Genomic DNA, 19,559 nt, shown 5'->3' on the forward strand with positions numbered 1-19,559 from the left:
CTGCCGGTGTCGGCCTCGCCTACGGTCTGCGCGGGCTGCTCAACGCCTTCGATCTCGGGCTGCCGTCCGGGGCGCTGCAACTCTCGCCGCGGACCGTCGTGGTCGCACTCGTTGTCGGCGTCGTGGTGACGGTGGTTAGCGCCTACGCGCCGGCGCGTCGTGCCGCGAAGACGCCGCCTGTCGAGGCGATGCGCGAGGAGTTCGTTTCGGTCGGTGAGTCGCTGCGCGTGCGCACCATAGTCGCCGCCGTCCTCGGCGTGATCGGTGTAGCCGCGGTGATCCTCGGTGCCACCTCGACGGGCGGGACCGCCGCGTCGACGGTGGGTGTGGGCGCGGCCGCGCTGATTATCGCGGTGCTGCTCGGTGCGCCGTGGCTGTCCCGGCCGATTGTCGGTGCGCTGGCCGCAGTGTTGGCCCGTCCGTTCGGGACGGTGGGTCGCCTCGCCGGCACGAATGCAATTCGCAACCCGCGACGCACGGCCGCAACGGCATTCGCGCTCACGCTCGGACTCATGCTCGTGTCGGTCATCGGCATCTTCGGGTCATCGGCCAAGGCGAGTGTGGACCAGATCATCGACAACGGTGTGAAGGCTGATTACGTGCTCGCCGGTCCGCAGATGATGGGTGTGCCTGTCGGCGCGGCACCCGCGGTGCGCGAGGTACCCGGTGTTGCGCAAGCCATCTCGCTGCATTTCGTCATGGCGAAGATCGATGACAAGTCGGCAGGCAATGGCGTCGCGTTGAGCGGGCCGGTCGAGAACGTGATCGATCTCGACATGATCGAGGGCAGCGCGACCCTGGCCGACGACGGAATGCTCGTCTCGGAAACCGAGTCCAAGGACAAGGGCTGGAAACTCGGCGACACGGTAGACCTCACCAGCAACGACGGCGTGGCGTTCCCAGTCCACGTGACCGGCATCTACAAGACCACCGGTTTGCTCGGCGGTTGGGTCGTATCGGAGCAGACCTACCTTGGGGTCACGCCTGAGAACCTGCGGTCGGACCTGCTGGTGTTCGTCACCGCGGCGCCCGGCACGGACCCGGCCAGCCTGCGCGAACCGCTCGAACAGGCCACCGATCCGTTCGTGATCGTGCAGGTGCAGGACCGCGAGGAGTTCAAGGGTGCACAGGCCGCGCAGATCAACACGCTGCTTGCGGTGTTGTACGGACTTCTCGCCCTGGCCGTGGTGATCGCGATCCTCGGCATCGTCAACACGCTGGCGCTGTCGGTGGTGGAACGACGCCGCGAGATCGGGATGCTGCGCGCAGTTGGCATGCACCGCAATCAGGTTCGTCGCGCGATCTACATCGAGTCGACGCTGATCGCGGTGTTCGGTGCGATCGTCGGTGTGCTGCTCGGTCTCGGCCTCGGCTCCGGATTCATTCGCACACTGCGCGATCAAGGGCTGGAAGTGATTGCGGTGCCGTGGGCTCAGGTTGTGACGATGCTTGTTGGTTCGGCGCTGGTCGGCGTGCTGGCCGCGTTGTGGCCCGCCGCGCGGGCGGCACGAATCCGCCCGCTGGAGGCCATCGTCGACGTGTAGCCGGGAGGCTCAGGCCTTCTCTGCGACAGGGCTGTTGGTGAACCACAGCATCTCCTCGCGGAGATCCCGGCTGCGCCAACCGTCGGGCGTGCGAACAACCTGGTGGTGGTAGTAGCCACCGCAGAAGCTCGGATCATCGAAGCCGGGCAGGTGCAGTGGGTTGTAGAACATCGCCCGTACGGTGGCCGCGTCACCGTCGAGGTCGATCTCGATGTTGGTGACGTAATGCTGGGTCATCGACAACAGTGCGAGGCTCGTCCGCAGCCACTCGGCGATCTCTTCGCGGGTGCCTTTTGCGCCGGCGGGCGCTGCCGAGTAGTCGATGTGGGCGTCCTCGGTGAACACGGTGCGGTACAGGTCCCAGTCCTGGCTATCGACCGCACGGCAGTAGCGGTGCAGCAACGCGGTGATCTCGAGGTGGTCGCTGATCTGCTGGATGTCCATTACTGACTCCTGTCGTTGTGCCCACGAAAGCCGGTGCGGCTCCGGATCAGGGGGAGATCCGCCATGGTGGCGAATCCCGGTGCGGCGGCGCAGATTGCGGGCACTGCGTTGAGGATCTGCATACCGGTCGCGACGCTGGCCGATCGCACGTGCTCGGTCATAGTCGCCGGGCGGGTGAAGCTGGCCAGGGAAAAGAAGTGGGTTTGCATCGAAGGATCGCCCTCGATCGTGAGTGTCCAGCCATCTCTCGGCTTGGGCCACTGCTCGGGGTATTCGCCGCCCACGGTCCACAGTGTCTCGATCTCCACAAGCACCTCGCCGTCCCGGCGACCGGACCACTTCCACCGTTGCCCCGCAGTGGTTCCCGCACGCAGGACGTGGTCGAAGATCTGGTGATCCTCCTTGGCTGGAACCGCTTCGACGGTGGCGGTGACCTCATCGATATCGGCATTCAGTGCGTCGGCGAGAAACCAGACCTGTTCGATGAAGATCCCGCTGTTGAATTCGAGGAATTCGGTTGCGGTGGGCCCGATCTGTTCGACCGGCTGCCCGAATGCCATGTTGTCGAACGTGATTGCGGTGCTTTCGTACACCGACCAATCTGCGCGTTCCTGCAGCGTGATCTTGTCGATGGTGCGGCTCATTCCGGACAGCGCCAGCGGCAGCACGCCCGAGAGGTTGCCGGGGTTCAGACCGCTGCCGTGCACGGAAGTTCCGCCGGCGTGGCACGCCGCTTCCACGCGGTCACGATCTGCGGCAGCCATACGCCTTGGGTGGAACAGGAATGCCGTCGTGGCGACGTTCTTGCCGCTCGCGAGGATTGCGCACACCTCGTCGATGCTGGTGTTGCGCGGGGTGTAGAGCACACAATCGGCGTCGAGCGCGAGTATTTCGTCGACGTCGTTGGAGGCGGTGACTCCGATCGGATCGCGGCCGACCAGGGTGCCGACATCGACGCCGTTCTTACTGTCGGAGTAGACGCGGGCGCCGACGACCTCGAGATCGGGCTGATTGTCGATGATCGCGGTGAGCATCTCCAGACCCACCGCGCCGGTGCCCCATGGGATGACTCGGTAGGTCTGCATCGCTGGCACCGCCTGGATCGTCGTAACTCACTGTCCATCCACCACCTAGCCACTCGGGCGCAGGCAGCAGTGATGCACGTTACATCGGCCCCATCCGCACGTCCAGACACCAGTCCACCTGCTGGTATTGACGTCATTGGTGCAGGTCACGGCACCAGACGTACGGGTGTGTGGGTGGTAACGGTTCGCGACACGAATCCGCGGAATGGGTGCATCGACGGACCTGCCGCAGGCAATATTGAGGTCAACCGGCACCGCATCACACGCGAGGAGTTCCGATTGTCCCAGCTGCTGCACCTCGATTCGTCCGCCGATCTGACCGGCTCGACGAGTCGCGCGTTGACCGAGTTGTTCGCCGACACGTGGCACGGGGTCAGCCCGGAGCATTCGGTGATCTACCGGGACCTGCATGTGAACCCACTGCCTCACCTACCCACGAACGCGGCGCACTGGGCTGAGCGGTTGCGGGTACCGGGCGAGGAGGTAACCCCGGAAGTTGAAGTGCTGCAAAAGCAGTTGATCGATGAGGTGTTGTCCGCGGATGTATTGGTGGTTGGTGCGCCGATGTACAACTGGGGAATTCCGTCCACGTTGAAGGCGTGGCTCGATCACATCTGCGTGCTCGGTACGACTATGCCGATCGATGGTCCGACGCAGCCGTTCCGTGGCAAACCGGTCGTTGTGGTGTCGAGCCGTGGCAATACCTATGCGCCCGGAACACCCGGTGAGGGAACGGATTTCGTGATTCCGACCTTGCGGGAGGTGCTGGGGAAAGCGCTCGGTATGGATGTCACGGTTGTGCTCGCGGAACTCACGCTGGCATCACGAGTTGCCTCGCTCGCGCCCTTGGCGCCGCAGGGCGAAGCGGGTCTCGCCGCCGCGCGCGCGACGCTCGTTCAGCTGGCCAAGGAGCTCGGCACCCGCTAGGCGCGCACCGTCCGCCGGCACTGTCCGCGCGGAGGCACTGTCCGCGGCGACAGGGTCACCAGACGTCGTAGGCGGCGTCGGAAACCGTGAAGCCGTGTCCCGCTTTCGATTCGCAGGTGACGCCGCTCGTGCGGTCGATGGAGCAGACGAATCCGCCCGCTTCGAGCGTGCGGCCATAGGGCAATACCTGCGCCTCGCCCTCGAACCGGTGGAACTGGGGATCGCCTGCGCTGTAGAACTTTCCGCCCGTGTTGCCGGAGACCTTGATCGCGTTCGGCTGGACCAGTGTCTTCGGCGCACCACTTCCCGGCACCTGCGGTGCGCCCGCCGGGAGCGCGCCGTGGCAGCCGGCGATTGCCTCGACCTGGGCGAGGATCGCGCATTCGAACTTCGATGAGGCCGAGACGAAGTAGAACGAACCCGGCTGTTGCCCCCCGGAACTCGTCGGCGTCGATCGGGGTCGGGGCTTCGGTGGTCGTTGACTCGGGCGCGGCTGCCGCGGGAGGCGCAGGCGTCGCCGCGTCCGCTTCGTGCCTCGACTCACCCGTGACGGACCCGGTTCCCTCGTCGCTGCACGCGATGAAGGAGACCGCACCTGCCGAAATTCCGGCCAGGGCGATGAAGGCATATGCGCGCATCGCGACCATGCGCGGGAGCCTAGGGCCGCGGGCGCGATCGTCGGGGACGCGCGCCGAGGAGGCTCAGCGGGGGTTGTGCAGGAAGGCGGCGACAGCGGTCGGAGGCAGTGCGCTGCCGCTGCGGCGGAACAATTCGGCCGGGCGCCCGCGGCCCGCGACGGTGGTCTCACCGGTGCTGAGCAGGCCGTCGAGGACGTGGCGGCGGAACGTGTCCTTGGGAAATCTGCGCTCGAAGATCGCCTCGTAGAGCCGGCGGAGGTCCAGCACGGTGAACATGTCCCCGAGGAAATGCGCCGGGTCGACCTTTTCGGCATACCGACTGCGCAGGTGGGTCACCGCGCGCACCACCATTGCATTGTGGTCGTAGCCGAGTGCCTCGCGCGCCGCACCCTGGATCACCGGGATCAGGATCGCGTCGTCGGGCAGGCGATCGCGTGGCACCGCCACCGTGTGTGCCATCGACAGCACCCATCCGCGATCGTCGCGGTTCGGGTCGTCGAACATCGCGAGTTCTTCGATCTGCTCCACGACATCCGTGCGCAGCCCCGCCTTCTCGGTGAGTGCATCGCTTGCCGCTTCGCGCAATCGCTTCCCTTGTCGCAGAAACTTGCCGGGTAAGACTGGTGCGCCGCCAGGGCCGTGAACCGCGAGCACGGCGAGGCGGTTGTCGTCAAAGGTGAGCACAGCGGTGTCCACGGCCACCGAGGGTCGGGGGTAGTCGGTGAGCGCCATGGCTGGGATCTTAGCTCAGAAGTGAGCTAGTCAGGCGCGCCGAGGTTCATCTTGTCGGGATGGATGCCGACCCGCGCGCCGTTGTTCAGTCCCGCGATCTCGTCGATATCGCCCGCGGTCAATTCGAAGTCGAATACGTCGATGTTCTGGGTGATCCGTTCCTCGTGAACCGACTTCGGGATTACTACGAGGCCGCTCTGTAGATGCCAGCGAATGATTACCTGCGCCACCGACTTTCCGTGCTGCGTTGCAATCCTTGACAGGATCGGATCGTCCAGGAGTGCGTTGGGTTTCGAATGGCGTCCCCAGCCCGATCCGCTCGTCCCGCCCAGCGGGCTCCACGATTCGACAGTGATGCCGTAATCCGCTGCGGCGACACGAATCTCGTCCTGCGGCAGGTTCGGATGCAACTCCACCTGATCGACTGCCGGAACGACACCGCCGCGGTTCACCAGCAATGCGAGGTGATGGGGTTCGAAATTGCACACACCGATTGCCCGTGCGCGCCCGGACTCGGCGATCTGCTCGAACGCCTCCCATGTGCGCAGCAGCCGGTCCTCGTTCTGCAATGGCCAGTGAATGAGATACAGATCGACGTACTCGAGCCCGAGTCGGTCGAGGCTCGCGTCGAAGGCCTTCAAGGCAGGCTCGAAACCCTGGTCCGCGTTCCACAGCTTGGTGGTGACGAAGATGTCCTCGCGAGAAACGCCCGACGTAGCGATGCCGCGGCCTACGCCTGCCTCGTTCGCATACGCGGAGGCGGTGTCGATATGCCGGTAGCCGGCCTCGGCCAGCGCGTATCGCACGATCGATTCGGTCTCTGCATCCTCGGCCTGCCAGACACCGAGGCCGAGTTGGGGGATGGTCGTGCCGTTGTTCAGTCGGATGGTCGGAACTTCGGTAGTCACCTTCCCCACCGTAGACCGGTCGTATTGACAACAGTCGACCCTGGCATCATCGCTGGTGTGGGCGGCATCCGGCTCGTCGCGACGGATCTGGACGGCACGCTGCTGCGCTCGGATCGCACGATCACGCGCCGCACGGCCGAGGCGATGCGCGGTGCCCGCAATGCGGGGATCGAGATCGTCTGGGCGACTGCGCGGGCCCGGCATTCGGTACACGAGTTCGCCGAGCAGTGCGGCTTTCGTGGCCTCGCCATCTGCGCGAACGGCGCGGTGATCATCGACCTCTCGGACGATGCCCCGCGGATTCTGCACACAATCGGCATCGAGGCGGGTGCCGGCGCTGCCGCGATCACTCAATTGCAGGACGCCATCCCCGGTCTGGCGTTCGCGTCTGTCGGGCCGAGTCGGTTCGTCGCCGAGCCCCGCTACGCCGCGCTATCCGTGTTCTCCGATCATCACCGCGACCCGGACACCATGGATCTGGCGTCCGAGCAGCCCGCACAGCTGGGGGAGCCGGTGGTCAAGATCGTGGTGCGACACCCCGAGGTTCTCGGCATCGACCTTTACCGGGCCGCGAGCGCACTGGGAATCGAGGGCGTAGAGCTCACGCATTCCGGTGCACCGTATGTGGAACTCATCTCCGCTGGAGTCTCGAAGGCGAGCGCGCTCGCCGACCTGTGCGCAGAGCGCGGCATCGACGCCACAGCGGTAGCCGCGATCGGTGACGCGGTCAACGACGCGCCGATGCTCGCCTGGGCCGGGACCGCGCTGTGCCCGGCGAACGGGCTGCCCGAGGTGCGGGCGCTGGCGGACCGAGTGTTGCTCCGTAATGACGAAGACGGAGTCGCGATCTATCTCGAGGAAATTGTCGGCGCGGCACGTGGAGTTGTGTGATGACCTCAGATCGCCGAATCGAGCCTCAGTTCGCCAGCGCAGCGGAACGGCAGGTCTGGCAGGCGCTCCGCGTGCAACTGCCGGATACCGCGCTGCTGCGGACCGGCCAGCGCGTCACCGATCACTCGAAGGATCACGAAATCGACTTCCTCGTGGCGATCGAGGGCGCCGGGGTTGTCTGCCTCGAGGTCAAGGGCGGCGAAGTCTGGCATGACGGAGAGCGTTGGCGCCGCGGCGACGTCGACGAAATCAAGGACCCTGTCGCCCAGTCCCGCGATGCCTGTTACGCGCTGCGCAGATACGTAGAAGACGATCACCGTTGGACGCAGTCCCGGCCCCGCTGGGATCACATGGTTGTGCTGCCGAATGTCGAGTTGCCGGCGGACTTCGCGTTACCGGAGTGCCCACGCTGGAAGGTGATCGATCGAACCGAGCTGGACCACATGCTCGAGAAGATCATGCACGTGCTCGTGAACCACCAGGCCGAACGTCCGTCGCTGTCCGGTGCTGGGCTCGACGAACTGTCCGAGGTACTGAACGGTCGTGGGCTGCCGCAGCGGGACGTGGTAAGCCGTGGGAACGCGCACGAGGACGCGGCCAACGTATTGACCCGACAGCAATGCAGCATTCTCGACGCGATCCGGCTCCTCCCTCGAGTCGAGGTTCGCGGTGGCGCCGGAAGCGGTAAGACGTTCCTGGCGCTCGAACAGGCGCGCCGACTGCAGAAAGAAGGGAAAAGAACTGCGCTGCTGTGCTATTCGCACGGTCTCGCCTCCTATCTGCGGCGGGTGACCGCGGGATGGCACTACAAGGAGCGGCCCGCATATGTTGGTGAGTTCCACTCGCTCGGCCTGAAGTGGGGTGCGCCGACCGGTCCCGAGGAATCCGAGCGCGGCCCGGCGGCGGTTCAGTTTTGGGAAGTGGATTTGCCCGCGAAGATGGTCGAACTGGCGCAGCAGTTACCGCCAGGGCAGCGGTTCGATGCCGTTGTGATCGATGAGGCGCAAGACTTCGCAACGGAGTGGTGGACGGCCGTGCTGGCGGCGTTGCGCGATCCGGAGTCCGGCTGCGTCTACGCCTTCAACGATGAGGGGCAGCGCGTCTTCGACCGGTTCGGGGCCGTGCCGGTGCAGCTGATACCCATCCTGCTCGAGGAGAACCTTCGCAACACGGTGCCGATCGCGGAGACCTTCAAACCCCTTGTCGGACAAAAGATGCGGCTACGCGGGGGGGAAGGCCCCGACGTTCGCTTCGTCGAATGCGGTGCCCTTGAAGCCCTCGGTGCGGCCGATGATCAGATCGATGTGCTGCTTGAAGAAGGTTGGCGGCCCGAGGATCTCGCCCTGTTGGTGATCGGCTCGCGGCATCCCGAGCAGGTCGAACGGCAGCGCGAGGGGCACGAGGCGTACTGGGACAGCTTCTGGGACACCGAGCAGGTATTCTACGGACACGTGCTCGGCTTCAAGGGGCTCGAGCGCCGGGCCGTCGTCCTCGCGCTCAATGACGACGCCAACGGCGATCGGGTGCGCGAGCGGCTGTACGTCGGCCTGTCGCGTGCGCGCGATCAACTCGTGGTGTGCGGTGACCCGGATTTCATTCGCGACGTCGGCGGTCCCGAACTCGCGCGCAAGCTCGGGCTCTAGTACCGGAGTGAACGGAAGCGTTCACTCCGTCTAACGCAACAAATCTTCCGTTCACGGACCGCGGAGGTGAACCACTAATACCAGCGTTGACACTTAGCGCAATAGTGCGCTAATATAAGCGCAAACCTGAGCTAAGGAGTAAGGATGCGGCTTTCGGCAGTCCAGAACGATCGCGTGGCGGGCGTGCTGGTCGGTACCGCGGCGGGCGATGCGCTCGGCGCGGGTTATGAATTCACCAAACCCGCGGCGGACGCCGTCATCGACATGATCGGCGGCGGGACCTTCAACTGGGCGCCGGGGGAGTGGACCGATGACACCGCAATGACCATCGCGGTGGCTCGGGCGCTGGCCGGCGGCGCGGACGTCGAGACCCGCGAGGGCTTCGACGCCGTCGCCGCCGAGTTTCTCCGCTGGTACGACACGCAGCCGAAGGACATCGGCAATCAGACCCGTGCCGTTCTCGCGCACCGGCCGAGCACGGCCAACGAGATGGTCTGGCACGCAAAGCAGCTCGGCAATGCGAAGCAGGGCAACGGCTCCCTCATGCGTACGTCTGCTATCGCGCTCGACTATCTCGACGACGCGCGCGGTTGCAGCGATGCCGCCGCCGCGGTCTCCCGGCTGACTCATCCCGCGCCCGAGGCGGTGGACGCGTGCCGGATCTGGTCGTCGGCGATCCGCTACGCCGTGTTGCACGGCTCGTTCGACGGCGTGCGGAAGGCGGCCGCGCATACCTCCGACCCCGGGTACTGGCTGCGGCTCCTCGATCAGGCCGAAAATGGCCGGCCGGAGGACTTCTCGAACAACGGCTGGGTCGTGCATGCCCTGCAGACGGCGTGGTGGGCGATCACGACTGCCGATGCCTCGTCGCCGCGACACCTGCAGGACGCGCTGGAACTGTGCGTGCGCGCCGGGTCGGATACCGACACCACGGCCGCGACTGCCGGCGGGCTGCTCGGTGCGCGCTGGGGTGCTTCGGCGGTTCCGGCCCGGTGGCGGCGGATCATGCACGGCTACCCCGGCATGGACGCCAACGATCTGGTGCGCGTGGCGATGCGGATCGCATTCGACGGTGGCGCCGATGAGCGTGGCTGGCCGCTTGCCGACACGATCGACTACGCCGGATTCTCGACGGATCGGCTTGCGGTTCACCCGCACGACGAGGGCGTGATCCTCTCGGGTGCTGCGCATTACGACCGCGCGGCCGTGGATGCGGTGATCAGCCTGTGCCGGGTGGGTGCCAAGCCGATTGCGGCCGAGCATATTCAGTTCTGGCTCGTCGACAGCGGCAAGGACCGCAACGCCAATATCGAGTTCGTGCTCGACGACGCTGCACGGACCATCAACGAGTTGCGCCGCGAAGGAAAGCGGGTGCTTGTGCACTGTGTCGAGGGCAAGAGCCGCACCCCGGCCGTGGCGGCCCGCTACGCGAAGCTGCTCGGCCGCGATCCCCGGGACGTGTTGCGGGTGATGCCGTGGGCCCGGCCCAACCCCGCCCTCTGGAACGCGGCAACCCGCTGATCCACGCTCCCAGCGGATTGGCAGGTTCGCCGGAGGCTATCGCCAGGTCCGATCGGAATGCTTCGTGGTGTGCCGGAGCAAGACTGCGGCACAGCGTCAAAACGAAAGGACCACTCATGAAGTCGAAGCTCATGAAGGCCGCCGCCACCGGCGGAATCGCCCTCGCCGCAGTCGGTATCGGTTCAGGTGTCGCGAGCGCTGAGCCGAACCACAACAACAATCCGCAGCCGTCCTGGCAGCAGGATCAGCATCAGGACAATCGTCAGCAAGATCACCGCAACGATCGCTGGGACGACCGGAATCACCGTTGGGAGGTCGCGCCCACCCCGCACGGTTTCTGGCTCTTCGACCAGTGGATTCCGCTGCCCTGGTGACCGAAGCCCACTAACAGAAACGCCGGTGCTCCACCGCGGGGGTTGGAGCACCGGCGCTTTCGGATAAGCGTCAGCCGGCGTACGGCACCGTCGTGCGGGCCATCGAGCCAAGCATCTGCGGCAGCCGGACGAGCGCCCGCTGCTGCACGAATTGCTGATCCATCGGCTTGTTCAGCGTCGCCATCCACAGCTGCGGGTTCTGTTCCTTCAGCGCGCGGTAGGTCGGCAGCATCTCGTCCATGATGTATTTCCACCGCGCCTCGCGGTCCGACCAGTTGAACGCGGGCAGCGGAGTCTGCATCCGCCAAGCGACGTTGTCGACGTTGAAGTCCGCGGCGGTGATCGTCAGCGGCTGGTACTCGCGCGGCGGGACCAGGCCGGGAATGGCCGGATCGGCGGCTACCGTGCTCAGGTAAGTCAGTGCGCGGCCAACCGAACCCTTGTAGTTGCGCGCGGTGTCCCACTGATCGGCGATCGTCTGGTTCTGCTCACGCCAGAGCAGTTCCTTGTTGCCTTCGACCACCTTGTCCGCCTCGCCGGTTGCCAAGTCGCGCCAGGCATTCAGCGCGTGGTCGTCGATGAGGCCGGCCGCGTGGTACTCCTCGATCGCGTCGAGGCCACCGGCGAGGAATGCCTCGTGCTGCGGGATCAGGTCGGCGAAGATGTGCTTGCTCATCCCGATCACCTGGACCTGGAAGTGCTCGATGTCCTCGGCGGTGATCACCTGTGCGACGTTCAGGACGGCCTTCAGGTTCTCGTTCAGCTTCGCCGTCGCGGGTGCTGCGGCGTCGTTGAGCGTGGTCACGATCGCGGCCACAGCATCGCGAACCTGGGTGACGCCGAACAGGGCTCGGCCCATATCGACGTCCATGATCCCCGCGCCGAACGACGGGCCGGCCATGCCGCCCTGTCCGGTCCAGAGGAAGTCGGCGTGCTCACGCTGCAGACGCTCGTAGTAGGCGAACGTGTTCTGCAGATTGCCGACGTTTGCCGCGAGACCCAGCTGCGGATCCCACTTGTTCAGATCGAGATTCGCCTTGCTGGTGGCGGTGGTCAGCCAATACTGGTGCAACAGTGCGGCATACCGCTTGGGCGCGATGCCCTCGCTGCGCGCCTCGTTGAGCAGCTTGCCCAATTCGACCGGGTCCGTTGAGAACTCGGGGTTCACGCCGCCGACATTCATCGCGGCTTCATTGGTGCGAGGCGCGTCGAGGTAGCGGTCCAGCTCCCCGGCGGTGCCGGCAATGAGTACCGGGGAGGCGCTCGCCCCGGCCGGTGCGAGCAGCGCGGTCGTAGCGGCGGTCGCCGCGACAGCGAGCGTCGCGGCGATCATGCGGGCCTTCATCGGGTCTCCTTGAACTTCTTATCGAGCCATTCCACGTCCTGCATGCCGAGAAGATCGGCACCGGCGTGATACGGGTTGAGCAGCGTTTCGAGCCCGGCGCAGTGGCTGGGGTCGACAGTGACGTCGGTGCCACCGGCGCGGTAGGTCGCGGTCAGCTTCTCGACATCGGCGTAGGGAACGAGGAAGTCGTCACGGCACGAGGTCATGAGCACGGGCGCCTTCGGTGACGCCTGGCCCATGCGGTTCTCGCGGTAGGCACGCTCGAATACCGGATTGTCGGCGGGGCGCCCGTTCTTGTAGAGCGCGGAGAGCGGCACGAACGGCACGCCCAGGTAGAGCGCCTGGCAGGTCTCATGGAAGACATCGGCCATGGCCTTGCCGAGCGGCGTCAGTTCCTTGTCGAGGTCGATCTCGGGGTACTTGGCCGCGTAGCCGAGTGAGTTCGCGAACACGAAGCCGGAGCCGATGCCGCCGTCTGCCTTGCGCTCGAAGGACGCGGGCTCGACGACCATCGCCTGCAAAACGGTGCCGACGACATTGAGTTCGGGTGCGTAAGTGGCCTGCTTCTCCGCGGCGACTCCCGCGGCAACGCCACCACCCGCGATGCCGTACAGCCCGATCGGGATGTCGCTGGGCAGGCCGGCGTCGGTGATCGCGATCGCGGCGCGCAGGCCGTCCAGGGTCGCGGGGCCGGAGTACTGACTGACCGAGAACCCGTGCGGGTTCGGGTCGCCGTCGTTGGCGGTGTCGCTCATCATCACGGCCCAGCCGTGGCCGAACATCTGCGCTACCGGCGGCAGCGCGGAGATGAGGGACGGGTCGGTCTGGTCGCCGCCGGTCCACTGGGTGCTTGGCATGCAGCCTGCGCCGAGGCTGTCATTCGCCTCGGAGTAGCCGATGAGCTTGCGGTCGGCAGGCTTGGTGCCGTCCTCCGGAACCATCAGGAGCCCGGTGCTCACGGTCTTGGACTTGTCGAAGTCGGTGGTTACGTACATCAGCTGCCAGGCACGGACCTTGCCCGGTTGCACGCCGTACACCTGCAGCTGGGCCGGGCGCGCCTTGAGCAGGGTGCCGGGCTTCGCGTCATCCTTCAGCGTCGGTGCCTGGTACCAGGGATCGTCAACGGGGTGGCGCGGGAACCAGTTCTCGGGCGGCGCGATGTGCGCGTCGGCGAGGGTGCTCAGCACGAAGGGGCTGAAGACCTGGCCGAGGTTGGGGACCTCTTCTGCCGTGGCGGTAGAGGCGCTGCCGATGGCCAACGCTCCTGCCGCGGCCAGCGCGGTCAGCACAAGACTGTGTGTCATTCGATCTCCGATGTGTCTTCGTTGGTCGAGGGCACGCCGGAAAACCGGCCCGACGGTATATCAGCTTGGCAAGATTACCGTTACCTACGGTTACGGAAATGTGAGGTTGATCGCGCTGGTGACGGCGAGGCCCGAGCGCTGGTCCTCAGCGGACGAACAGCCACCCCGCGAGGCCGATAGCGGCGATCGCCACCGCGATACGCAGCACATTTGGCGGAATCAGCTTCACTGTCGGCGGGCCGCACCAGCCGCCGACGAGCATGCCGACGGCCAGTGCGAGCGCGGCCAGCCAGTCGACGGGGCCGAAGAACGCGAATCCCACCGCCGCCACGAGATTGGCAATGCCGAGGAGCACGCTCTTCAACAGGGTCGCCGACCAAATGGACTCGCTGGTGGCGATGAGGAACAGCGCGAGGATCATGACGCCCGCGCCGGCACCGAAGTATCCGCCGTAGATCGAAACCGCCACGATGCCGATGGGCAGCAGCAGTGGCAGGTCTGCCTTGGCGGCGAGCGTCCGGAGTCGCGGCTGCGCGAGCAGTGCGATGGCGGCGATGAGGATGAGCGCTGGAACGATCGCCTCGAACGATTCGGCCGACGCGACGAGCAGCACCAGCGCGCCGATCGCTCCGCCGATCGCGGCGAGCACGCACCACCACACCAGTTGCTTTCCGCGGCTGAGCAATTCGCCCGCCGAGTTCGCGGTGGCGCCCACGCTCACCGCGACCATGGCGACGGTGTTGGTGACGTTCGCGGCGACCGGCGGCACGCCGACGGCCAGCAGCGCCGGGTAGGACACCACCGAAGCCAGACCGGTAACGAAGCCGATCAGGCCGGAGAAGAATCCCGCAACGACGAGGAACGCGGCATCGGCGAGGCTCACCGACTCAGGCGACGCTGTAGAGCGGGATGAGCATTTCGGCGGCGGTCAGCGAACCGTGGTGACCGATCAGGTTCGACTGGATCGGCTCCATCCCGGACCGGATGATCGCGCGCGAGGAGTTCGGCACGACGACGACATCGCCGATGCGTTCCTCGACGCGCGGTGTCACAACCGGGCCGAACCACCCCGCGGCGATCGTCTCGGCGCGTGAGTGCACCAGGAAATCGGCGCCGAGTTTGCCGCGCCACGTCGCGAGAACGTCATCGGCCGCACCGGGTGTGGCATAGACGTGCCGCGCACGTGGCTCACCGCCGACCGCGCGCACGCCGTCCTGCAGCACGGCTTCCTTGTCGAAGTCGATCGAGTTCTGGACGGTGACCATGCCGTGGTCGGCCGTGATCAGGAGCGCCGCATCCTCGGGCAGGCGCTCGGCGATCATCCGGGCCATGAGGTCGACCTGCGCGAGCTCGAGCGCCCACGCGGTTGACTCGGGTCCGCGCACGTGACCCGTCATGTCGAGGTCGCCGTGATAGGCGTAGACGAGTGACCGATCTCCGGCCTCGAGTGCGGTGATGACGCCGTCGACGAGGTCACCGGAGGAGAAGTTCGGCTGAAAAGTCCCGCCGCGCAAGGCAGCTCGGGTCAGCCCAGACCCGCTCTGGTACAGCGGGCCGACCTGCGTAACCGCGATACCATCGGCCGCCGCACGCTGAAACGCGGTACCGACCGGCTGGAATTCCTCGGGCACGATCTCGTCCAGCAGGTTCACCTTCGGGCCCGCGCCCATCAGCCGCCACTTGAGCGGGTTCATCAGCCGTTCGTGCCCGGGCACCGCGAGGAGATAGCCGACGATCCCGTGTTCGCCCGCGGGGACGCCGGTGCCCAGCGAACTCAGGCTCGCCGCGGTGGTGCTCGGAAACCCGGCGGTGAGTGTCTTGGACGGGAGCTCGGACAGAAACGGCGCGTATTCGGCGCGGCTGGTGACCAGGTTGGCGCCCATCCCGTCTACCAGCAGGATCGCTACCCGCCGCACCTCGCCAGGCAGGTCGAGACCAATTCGGTCCGACTCACCGGGGACGCCCAGCACCGCAAGCACGGACGGGACGAGGTCAGCGAGCGACGAATGACCGTACTGCGGCGTGACGAGCATGCGGCCAGCCTATCCAGGAGGGCCTTTGCCTACCGTGGCGTGACGCGCACCGACACCTCGGTAGCTCCGAAGTCCGAGCGCAGTTCGAGTACCGCGGCATTCGGCGCCGACACCACCTGCGCGCCACGGGCCTCCACGACATAGCCGGCCGGGTAGCGCGTCTTCGGAATGAAGGCGGTCGTGGTCGATCCGGCCGCGAAGTCACCCTTGCCATCGGCGCGTGCGGTGCGGTAGCTCAGCTCCCACGCGTTGTTGGAGCGGTCGAGTCGCGAGGTAATCGGGGTTCCAGCAACCGCTTTCGGGTGCGGTACGGCAAGCGCGTACAACTTCGCGGTATCGACGTTGGTGCCCGTTGGCGGCAGGGTCGGGTCGGCGACCAGGCCCTGGTTCGCCTGGTCCTGCGTCGTCGGATCCGCGCAGGGGCAGTAGGCCCAGTACTGCCAGCCGACGTTCTTTTCGGCTGCTACATCGATGACTGCGTCGATCTGCCGGTTGTCATCGGTCGCGCCAAACTCGGTGAGCAGCAGTGCCGCACCTGTGCGCGCGGAGTAGGCCTCGGCCCCAGCGAATACCTGCCGAATGAGTGCGTCACAGCCGAGGTCGGTGGCCGCGGCCCAGATGCAGTAGTAGTGGAACGACAATCCGGCGTTCGGATCGTTCATCGATCCCATGTTGGTCGGCTGCACGCTCGTGGGCGGGGACTCTGCGAAGACCAGCGTCGATGGGTCGGCGCTTCGCACGGCTCGGGTCAGGTTGCGGAACAGTTCGGTCAGCTGGCCGTCCGCGGAGCAGCCGCCGGGCAGCAGGCAGGAGGGCCAGCTCGAGCCCGGCCACGGCTCGTTGAGCAGGTCGTAGCCAAGCACGCCGTCGACATCGCGGAAGTAGCCCGCGATGTGGGCCCACGCACCGGCGAACCGATCCTGGATACCGACCCCGCCCGGGCCGGGCGAATTGGCAAGGAAGTGCTCGTATGCGCGCCACAGCGCCGGTTGCACAAACATGTTGATCGGGAACCCGAGTCGCGGCTGGGCCGGAATGCCGTCGTCGATGACCGCCCAGTCCGGCGCGAACTCGCCCTGGAAGCGTTCGTTGAACTGATCCTGATGTGTGTCGATCAGACTCGTGATGCCGTGGGCGGCAAGCATTTCCACTGTGCGGCGAATGCTCGCGAGGTAGTTGTCGTCGTAAACCCCCGGCTGAGGTTCGACGGCCTTCCAGATAACCCCGACGCGCACCGTGTCGAGGCCGTTTGCGGCGAGGAACGCGGCATCGTCATCGCCGAAGCCGACCGCCTCCTGGGTGTACGGGGCGATCTTGTTCACCATGTTGACGCCGTGCTGGATAACGACCCGCCCCTGCGTGTCGGTGATCCAGCGGCCCGCGTGGCTGTACGCAGGCGCGGCCGACGCGCTGGGTGCCAGAAGAACAGGGAGCAGCAGGGCAACCAACGCCAGTAGTCCGGCACGCAATCGCATGGACAGACCGTAGCGATCGATGCGCAGTTGGCAAGGGGTTTTGGACGACCGACCTGTTTACTATCGGCTAGCCGAGCGCCGGACGAACCAGGACGAAGTCGATCGCCGCATCTGGGAGCCGGGCGGCGATCGCCACCGCCTCGTCATGGTCGGCACATTCGACGAGGTAGAACCCCGCGAGATGTTCTTTCGCCTCGGCAAACGGGCCGTCCGTCGTGCTCACTTCGCCGCGGCGCACCCGCACGGTGGTGGTCAGCCGATGGTCGTCGAGTCCTGCGCCGGAGATCAGTTGCCCGGACGAGGTGAGCTCCGCGTACACCTGCGCATGCCCTTCGCCGACGGCGCGCTGTTGGTCGTCGGTCAGCGCATTCCACGAGTCGGGATTGCTGTAGATCAGCAGTAGGTACTGCATTCCGGCCTCCATTGCTCGATTTCGAGAAAAACCCGTCATGAGCATGTCGAAATCGCCGTCTCCGATTCGACGTATCGATAACACCACGAGAACGAGCGAGGGAGGTGAGATCGATGTTGATGGCACACCTACTCGGCGGGCTGACCCCGGAAGAGGTTGACCTCGTCGTTGCCGAAGAGCTGGCGGAACTCGAGCTCGCCGCATGATCCCGCGAGTAATGTCGAGGATGCCGATCGTGGTTTCGACTAGAGGGTGCGGCTCCGCAAGCTAAGCGCCCGGTGTCGCGGATGTACCCCATCGCGACTACGAAGGAGACACGACATGCTCGACAAAGCCAATATCTTCAGTGGGTTCTCCGTCGATGACACTGACACCGCCAGGAAGTTCTACGCCGACACGTTGGGTCTGTCCGTCAGCGAACAGGACATGGGACTGCTGGCGATCGATACCGGCGGCGGAGGTCAGGTGCTGATCTACCCCAAGGGCGAAGGGCACAGTCCGGCAACGTTCACCGTGCTCAACTTTGTGGTGTCCGACGTGGATTCGACTGTGCGCGAACTGACCTCGCGCGGAATCACATTCGAACGCTACGACGGATTCGAGCAGGACGAGCTCGGAGTCGCCCGCGACCCGCAGGGTCCGGCGATCGCCTGGTTCAAGGACCCGTGCGGAAACATCCTGTCGGTACTGCAGGAATAGCTACGCTCCCGCTGTGACGCTCCCGCCACGCACCGAGGACCTGCTGCGAGAACTCGCGCCGAGCGTCCTCGGTGCACTAGTGCGCCGCTACGGCCATTTCGACGCCGCGGAGGATGCGGTGCAGGAGGCGCTGCTCGCCGCATCGCAGCAGTGGCCCGAGGAAGGGCTGCCGGACAATCCGCGCGGCTGGCTCATCACCGTTGCCGCGCGAAGGCTCACCGATCAATTCCGCAGCGAGTCTGCCCGGCGGACACGCGAAGCGGGCGCAGCGACGCTCGATCCGGCGTTCCGGGCAAGCGCGCCCGCAGCAGACGAGGAGCGCGCCAGCGATGACACCTTGACCTTGCTGTTTCTGTGCTGCCACCCCGCGCTCACGCCGTCTTCGCAGGTGGCGCTGACGCTGCGCGCGGTCGGTGGGCTGTCCACGGGTGAGATCGCCGCCGCCTTCCTGGCACCGGAATCGACGATGGCGCAACGGATCAGCCGCGCGAAGCAGAAGGTGCGCAAGGACGGCGCTCAGTTCACGATGCCGTCGCAAGCCGAGTTGCCGGTGCGCCTCGCGGCCGTCCTGCACGTGCTGTATCTCGTCTTCAACGAGGGCTACACCGCGACCACAGGCGACGAGTTGCAGCGCACCGACCTCACCGGCGAGGCGATCCGGCTTGCCCGCACCGTGCGCGGGCTGATGCCGGACAACGGCGAGGTGGCTGGGCTGCTGGCGCTCATGCTGCTCACCGACGCCCGCCGGGCCGCGCGGGTTCGTCCGGACGGTTCGCTCGTACCGCTCGACGAGCAGGACCGCAGCCGCTGGAACGCGGACGTGGTTGCCGAGGGCGTCGGGCTGGTGACCGAAGCGCTGCGGTCCGGGCCGGTCGGGCCGTATCAAATCCAGGCCGCGATCGCCGCGCTGCACGACGAGGCGCCGAGCGCGCAGGAGACCGATTGGGCGCAGATCGAGGCGCTGTACGAGGTGCTCGAGCGGCTGTCGCCCGGTCCGATGGTCACTCTGAACCGTGCCGTTGCCGTCGCGATGGTGCGTGGCCCGCAGGCGGGGCTCAAGCTCCTCGCGACCCTCGACGACGATCAGCGGCTCGCCGAACATCACCGGCTGCGGGCGGTGCGGGCGCACCTGCTCGAGATGGCCGGGGATGGGAGCGGCGCGGCGGCCGCGTACCGCGACGCCGCGCAGCGCACATCGAGCATGCCGGAGCGGCGCTATCTCGAAGAGCGCGCGGAACGGGTGGACGGTTAGCGTGTGCGCATGACCGAACTCCCGGAGGCAGGCACGGCGCGGGTCGCCATCGAGTACTGCACGCAGTGCCGCTGGCTGCTGCGCGCGGGCTGGATGGCGCAGGAGCTGCTGAGCACCTTCGCGACCGAGCTCGGGGAGGTCGCGCTGGTTCCCGGCGAGGGTGGCGTGTTTCGCGTGACGGTCGACGGGCAGCAGGTGTGGGACCGCAAGGTGGACGGCGGTTTTCCCGATATTGCGGTGCTCAAGCAGCGGGTCCGGGATATCGCGGTGCCGGAACGCGATCTCGGGCACGTCGACCGCAAGCACTGACCCGTTCTCGAATAGTTCAGTTC

Annotated in this window: 20 protein-coding genes; 9 read left to right on the top strand and 11 right to left on the bottom strand. The window is 66.2% G+C overall.

Translation table 11 applies throughout. The features are described from left to right. The coding region (locus A8G08_RS25370; protein ID WP_157108801.1) for an FtsX-like permease family protein at positions 1-1,544 on the top strand (1,544 nt) is incomplete at its 5' end. 9 nt (positions 1,545-1,553) lie between these two features. Here A8G08_RS25370 and A8G08_RS25375 read toward each other — a convergent pair. Continuing rightward, positions 1,554-1,988, bottom strand: a complete 435-nt coding sequence (locus tag A8G08_RS25375) for a nuclear transport factor 2 family protein (protein WP_068280571.1) — start codon at positions 1,986-1,988, stop codon at positions 1,554-1,556. Next, positions 1,988-3,073, bottom strand: a complete 1,086-nt coding sequence (locus A8G08_RS25380; RefSeq protein ID WP_068280574.1) for an NAD(P)H-dependent amine dehydrogenase family protein — start codon at positions 3,071-3,073, stop codon at positions 1,988-1,990. Before A8G08_RS25380 ends, A8G08_RS25375 begins: the two co-directional genes overlap by 1 nt. A gap of 279 nt (positions 3,074-3,352) precedes the next feature. Between A8G08_RS25380 and A8G08_RS25385 the strand changes: the two genes are divergently transcribed. Further along, positions 3,353-4,000 (top strand): FMN-dependent NADH-azoreductase, encoded by a 648-nt coding sequence (locus A8G08_RS25385; RefSeq protein WP_068280656.1) that lies wholly within the window; start codon positions 3,353-3,355, stop codon positions 3,998-4,000. Positions 4,001-4,055: 55 nt separating this feature from the next. Here A8G08_RS25385 and A8G08_RS28185 read toward each other — a convergent pair whose 3' ends face one another. The 3 genes from A8G08_RS28185 to A8G08_RS25400 form a co-directional block, all read right to left on the bottom strand. Continuing rightward, the gene (locus A8G08_RS28185) at positions 4,056-4,544 is read right to left on the bottom strand and encodes a hypothetical protein (RefSeq protein WP_245673000.1); all 489 of its coding nucleotides are present in this window, start codon (positions 4,542-4,544) and stop codon (positions 4,056-4,058) included. Positions 4,545-4,701: 157 nt separating this feature from the next. Next, the gene (locus tag A8G08_RS25395; protein WP_068280577.1) at positions 4,702-5,370 is read right to left on the bottom strand and encodes an NUDIX hydrolase; all 669 of its coding nucleotides are present in this window, start codon (positions 5,368-5,370) and stop codon (positions 4,702-4,704) included. A gap of 26 nt (positions 5,371-5,396) precedes the next feature. Beyond that, complete coding sequence (locus A8G08_RS25400) at positions 5,397-6,278, bottom strand: aldo/keto reductase (RefSeq protein ID WP_068280659.1); 882 nt, start codon at positions 6,276-6,278, stop codon at positions 5,397-5,399. A gap of 57 nt (positions 6,279-6,335) precedes the next feature. On the opposite strand from A8G08_RS25400, the gene A8G08_RS25405 reads away from it, so the two are divergent. The 4 genes from A8G08_RS25405 to A8G08_RS25420 all read left to right on the top strand — a co-directional run bounded on the left by A8G08_RS25405 (position 6,336) and on the right by A8G08_RS25420 (position 10,707). Further along, on the top strand, positions 6,336-7,169 hold the full coding sequence (locus tag A8G08_RS25405; protein WP_068280580.1) for an HAD family hydrolase: 834 nt from the start codon (positions 6,336-6,338) through the stop codon (positions 7,167-7,169). Beyond that, positions 7,169-8,812 carry a nuclease-related domain-containing DEAD/DEAH box helicase gene (locus tag A8G08_RS25410; RefSeq protein WP_068280583.1) on the top strand — a complete coding sequence of 548 codons (1,644 nt, stop codon included), beginning with the start codon at positions 7,169-7,171 and terminating at the stop codon, positions 8,810-8,812. The genes A8G08_RS25405 and A8G08_RS25410 overlap by 1 nt, the downstream gene beginning before the upstream one ends. Before the next feature lie 144 nt (positions 8,813-8,956). Next, complete coding sequence (locus A8G08_RS25415) at positions 8,957-10,333, top strand: ADP-ribosylglycohydrolase family protein (RefSeq protein ID WP_068280586.1); 1,377 nt, start codon at positions 8,957-8,959, stop codon at positions 10,331-10,333. Between the two features lie 116 nt (positions 10,334-10,449). Beyond that, the gene (locus tag A8G08_RS25420; protein ID WP_068280588.1) at positions 10,450-10,707 is read left to right on the top strand and encodes a hypothetical protein; all 258 of its coding nucleotides are present in this window, start codon (positions 10,450-10,452) and stop codon (positions 10,705-10,707) included. Between the two features lie 70 nt (positions 10,708-10,777). Here the strand turns inward: A8G08_RS25420 and A8G08_RS25425 are convergent, their stop codons facing one another. The 6 genes from A8G08_RS25425 to A8G08_RS25450 form a co-directional block, all read right to left on the bottom strand. After that, entirely contained in the window at positions 10,778-12,052 is a 1,275-nt protein-coding gene (locus A8G08_RS25425; RefSeq protein WP_157108802.1) for a Tat pathway signal protein, read from the bottom strand. Next, positions 12,049-13,356, bottom strand: a complete 1,308-nt coding sequence (locus A8G08_RS25430) for a lipase family protein (protein ID WP_068280591.1) — start codon at positions 13,354-13,356, stop codon at positions 12,049-12,051. The genes A8G08_RS25425 and A8G08_RS25430 overlap by 4 nt, the downstream gene beginning before the upstream one ends. Before the next feature lie 145 nt (positions 13,357-13,501). Further along, a complete protein-coding gene (locus A8G08_RS25435; RefSeq protein ID WP_068280594.1) occupies positions 13,502-14,239 on the bottom strand; it encodes a sulfite exporter TauE/SafE family protein in 738 nt (245 codons plus the stop codon). A 4-nt stretch (positions 14,240-14,243) separates the two neighbouring features. Next, positions 14,244-15,389, bottom strand: coding sequence for an alkaline phosphatase family protein (locus A8G08_RS25440; RefSeq protein ID WP_068280597.1), 1,146 nt, complete (start codon positions 15,387-15,389; stop codon positions 14,244-14,246). A 29-nt stretch (positions 15,390-15,418) separates the two neighbouring features. Further along, complete coding sequence (locus A8G08_RS25445; protein ID WP_068280600.1) at positions 15,419-16,864, bottom strand: cellulase family glycosylhydrolase; 1,446 nt, start codon at positions 16,862-16,864, stop codon at positions 15,419-15,421. 67 nt (positions 16,865-16,931) lie between these two features. Beyond that, positions 16,932-17,276: a YciI family protein gene (locus A8G08_RS25450; RefSeq protein ID WP_068280664.1), complete on the bottom strand. Its 345-nt coding sequence runs from the start codon at positions 17,274-17,276 to the stop codon at positions 16,932-16,934. A 321-nt stretch (positions 17,277-17,597) separates the two neighbouring features. On the opposite strand from A8G08_RS25450, the gene A8G08_RS25455 reads away from it, so the two are divergent. Genes A8G08_RS25455 through A8G08_RS25465 form a run of 3 tightly spaced genes read left to right on the top strand, consistent with a single transcriptional unit; the run spans position 17,598 to position 19,536 of the window. Continuing rightward, positions 17,598-17,975: a VOC family protein gene (locus tag A8G08_RS25455; RefSeq protein WP_068280603.1), complete on the top strand. Its 378-nt coding sequence runs from the start codon at positions 17,598-17,600 to the stop codon at positions 17,973-17,975. Between the two features lie 13 nt (positions 17,976-17,988). After that, positions 17,989-19,227, top strand: a complete 1,239-nt coding sequence (locus A8G08_RS25460; RefSeq protein ID WP_068280605.1) for an RNA polymerase sigma factor — start codon at positions 17,989-17,991, stop codon at positions 19,225-19,227. A 9-nt stretch (positions 19,228-19,236) separates the two neighbouring features. Then, a complete protein-coding gene (locus A8G08_RS25465) occupies positions 19,237-19,536 on the top strand; it encodes an Rdx family protein (RefSeq protein WP_068280667.1) in 300 nt (99 codons plus the stop codon). Positions 19,537-19,559: the final 23 nt, after the last annotated feature.

It is taken from the genome of Aldersonia kunmingensis (assembly GCF_001646865.1).
Taxonomy (GTDB): Bacteria; Actinomycetota; Actinomycetes; order Mycobacteriales; family Mycobacteriaceae; genus Aldersonia; species Aldersonia kunmingensis.

Bases quoted from the DNA above. Each gene is read 5' to 3' on its own strand.
- A8G08_RS25375 (WP_068280571.1), bottom strand. From the start codon at position 1,988: ATGGACATCCAGCAGATCAGCGACCACCTCGAGATCACCGCGTTGCTG.
- A8G08_RS25380 (WP_068280574.1), bottom strand. From the start codon at position 3,073: ATGCAGACCTACCGAGTCATCCCATGGGGCACCGGCGCGGTGGGTCTG.
- A8G08_RS25395 (WP_068280577.1), bottom strand. From the start codon at position 5,370: ATGGCGCTCACCGACTACCCCCGACCCTCGGTGGCCGTGGACACCGCT.
- A8G08_RS25410 (WP_068280583.1), top strand. From the start codon at position 7,169: ATGACCTCAGATCGCCGAATCGAGCCTCAGTTCGCCAGCGCAGCGGAA.
- A8G08_RS25415 (WP_068280586.1), top strand. From the start codon at position 8,957: ATGCGGCTTTCGGCAGTCCAGAACGATCGCGTGGCGGGCGTGCTGGTC.
- A8G08_RS25420 (WP_068280588.1), top strand. From the start codon at position 10,450: ATGAAGTCGAAGCTCATGAAGGCCGCCGCCACCGGCGGAATCGCCCTC.
- A8G08_RS25425 (WP_157108802.1), bottom strand. From the start codon at position 12,052: ATGAAGGCCCGCATGATCGCCGCGACGCTCGCTGTCGCGGCGACCGCC.
- A8G08_RS25430 (WP_068280591.1), bottom strand. From the start codon at position 13,356: ATGACACACAGTCTTGTGCTGACCGCGCTGGCCGCGGCAGGAGCGTTG.
- A8G08_RS25440 (WP_068280597.1), bottom strand. From the start codon at position 15,389: ATGCTCGTCACGCCGCAGTACGGTCATTCGTCGCTCGCTGACCTCGTC.
- A8G08_RS25445 (WP_068280600.1), bottom strand. From the start codon at position 16,864: ATGCGATTGCGTGCCGGACTACTGGCGTTGGTTGCCCTGCTGCTCCCT.
- A8G08_RS25450 (WP_068280664.1), bottom strand. From the start codon at position 17,276: ATGCAGTACCTACTGCTGATCTACAGCAATCCCGACTCGTGGAATGCG.
- A8G08_RS25455 (WP_068280603.1), top strand. From the start codon at position 17,598: ATGCTCGACAAAGCCAATATCTTCAGTGGGTTCTCCGTCGATGACACT.
- A8G08_RS25465 (WP_068280667.1), top strand. From the start codon at position 19,237: ATGACCGAACTCCCGGAGGCAGGCACGGCGCGGGTCGCCATCGAGTAC.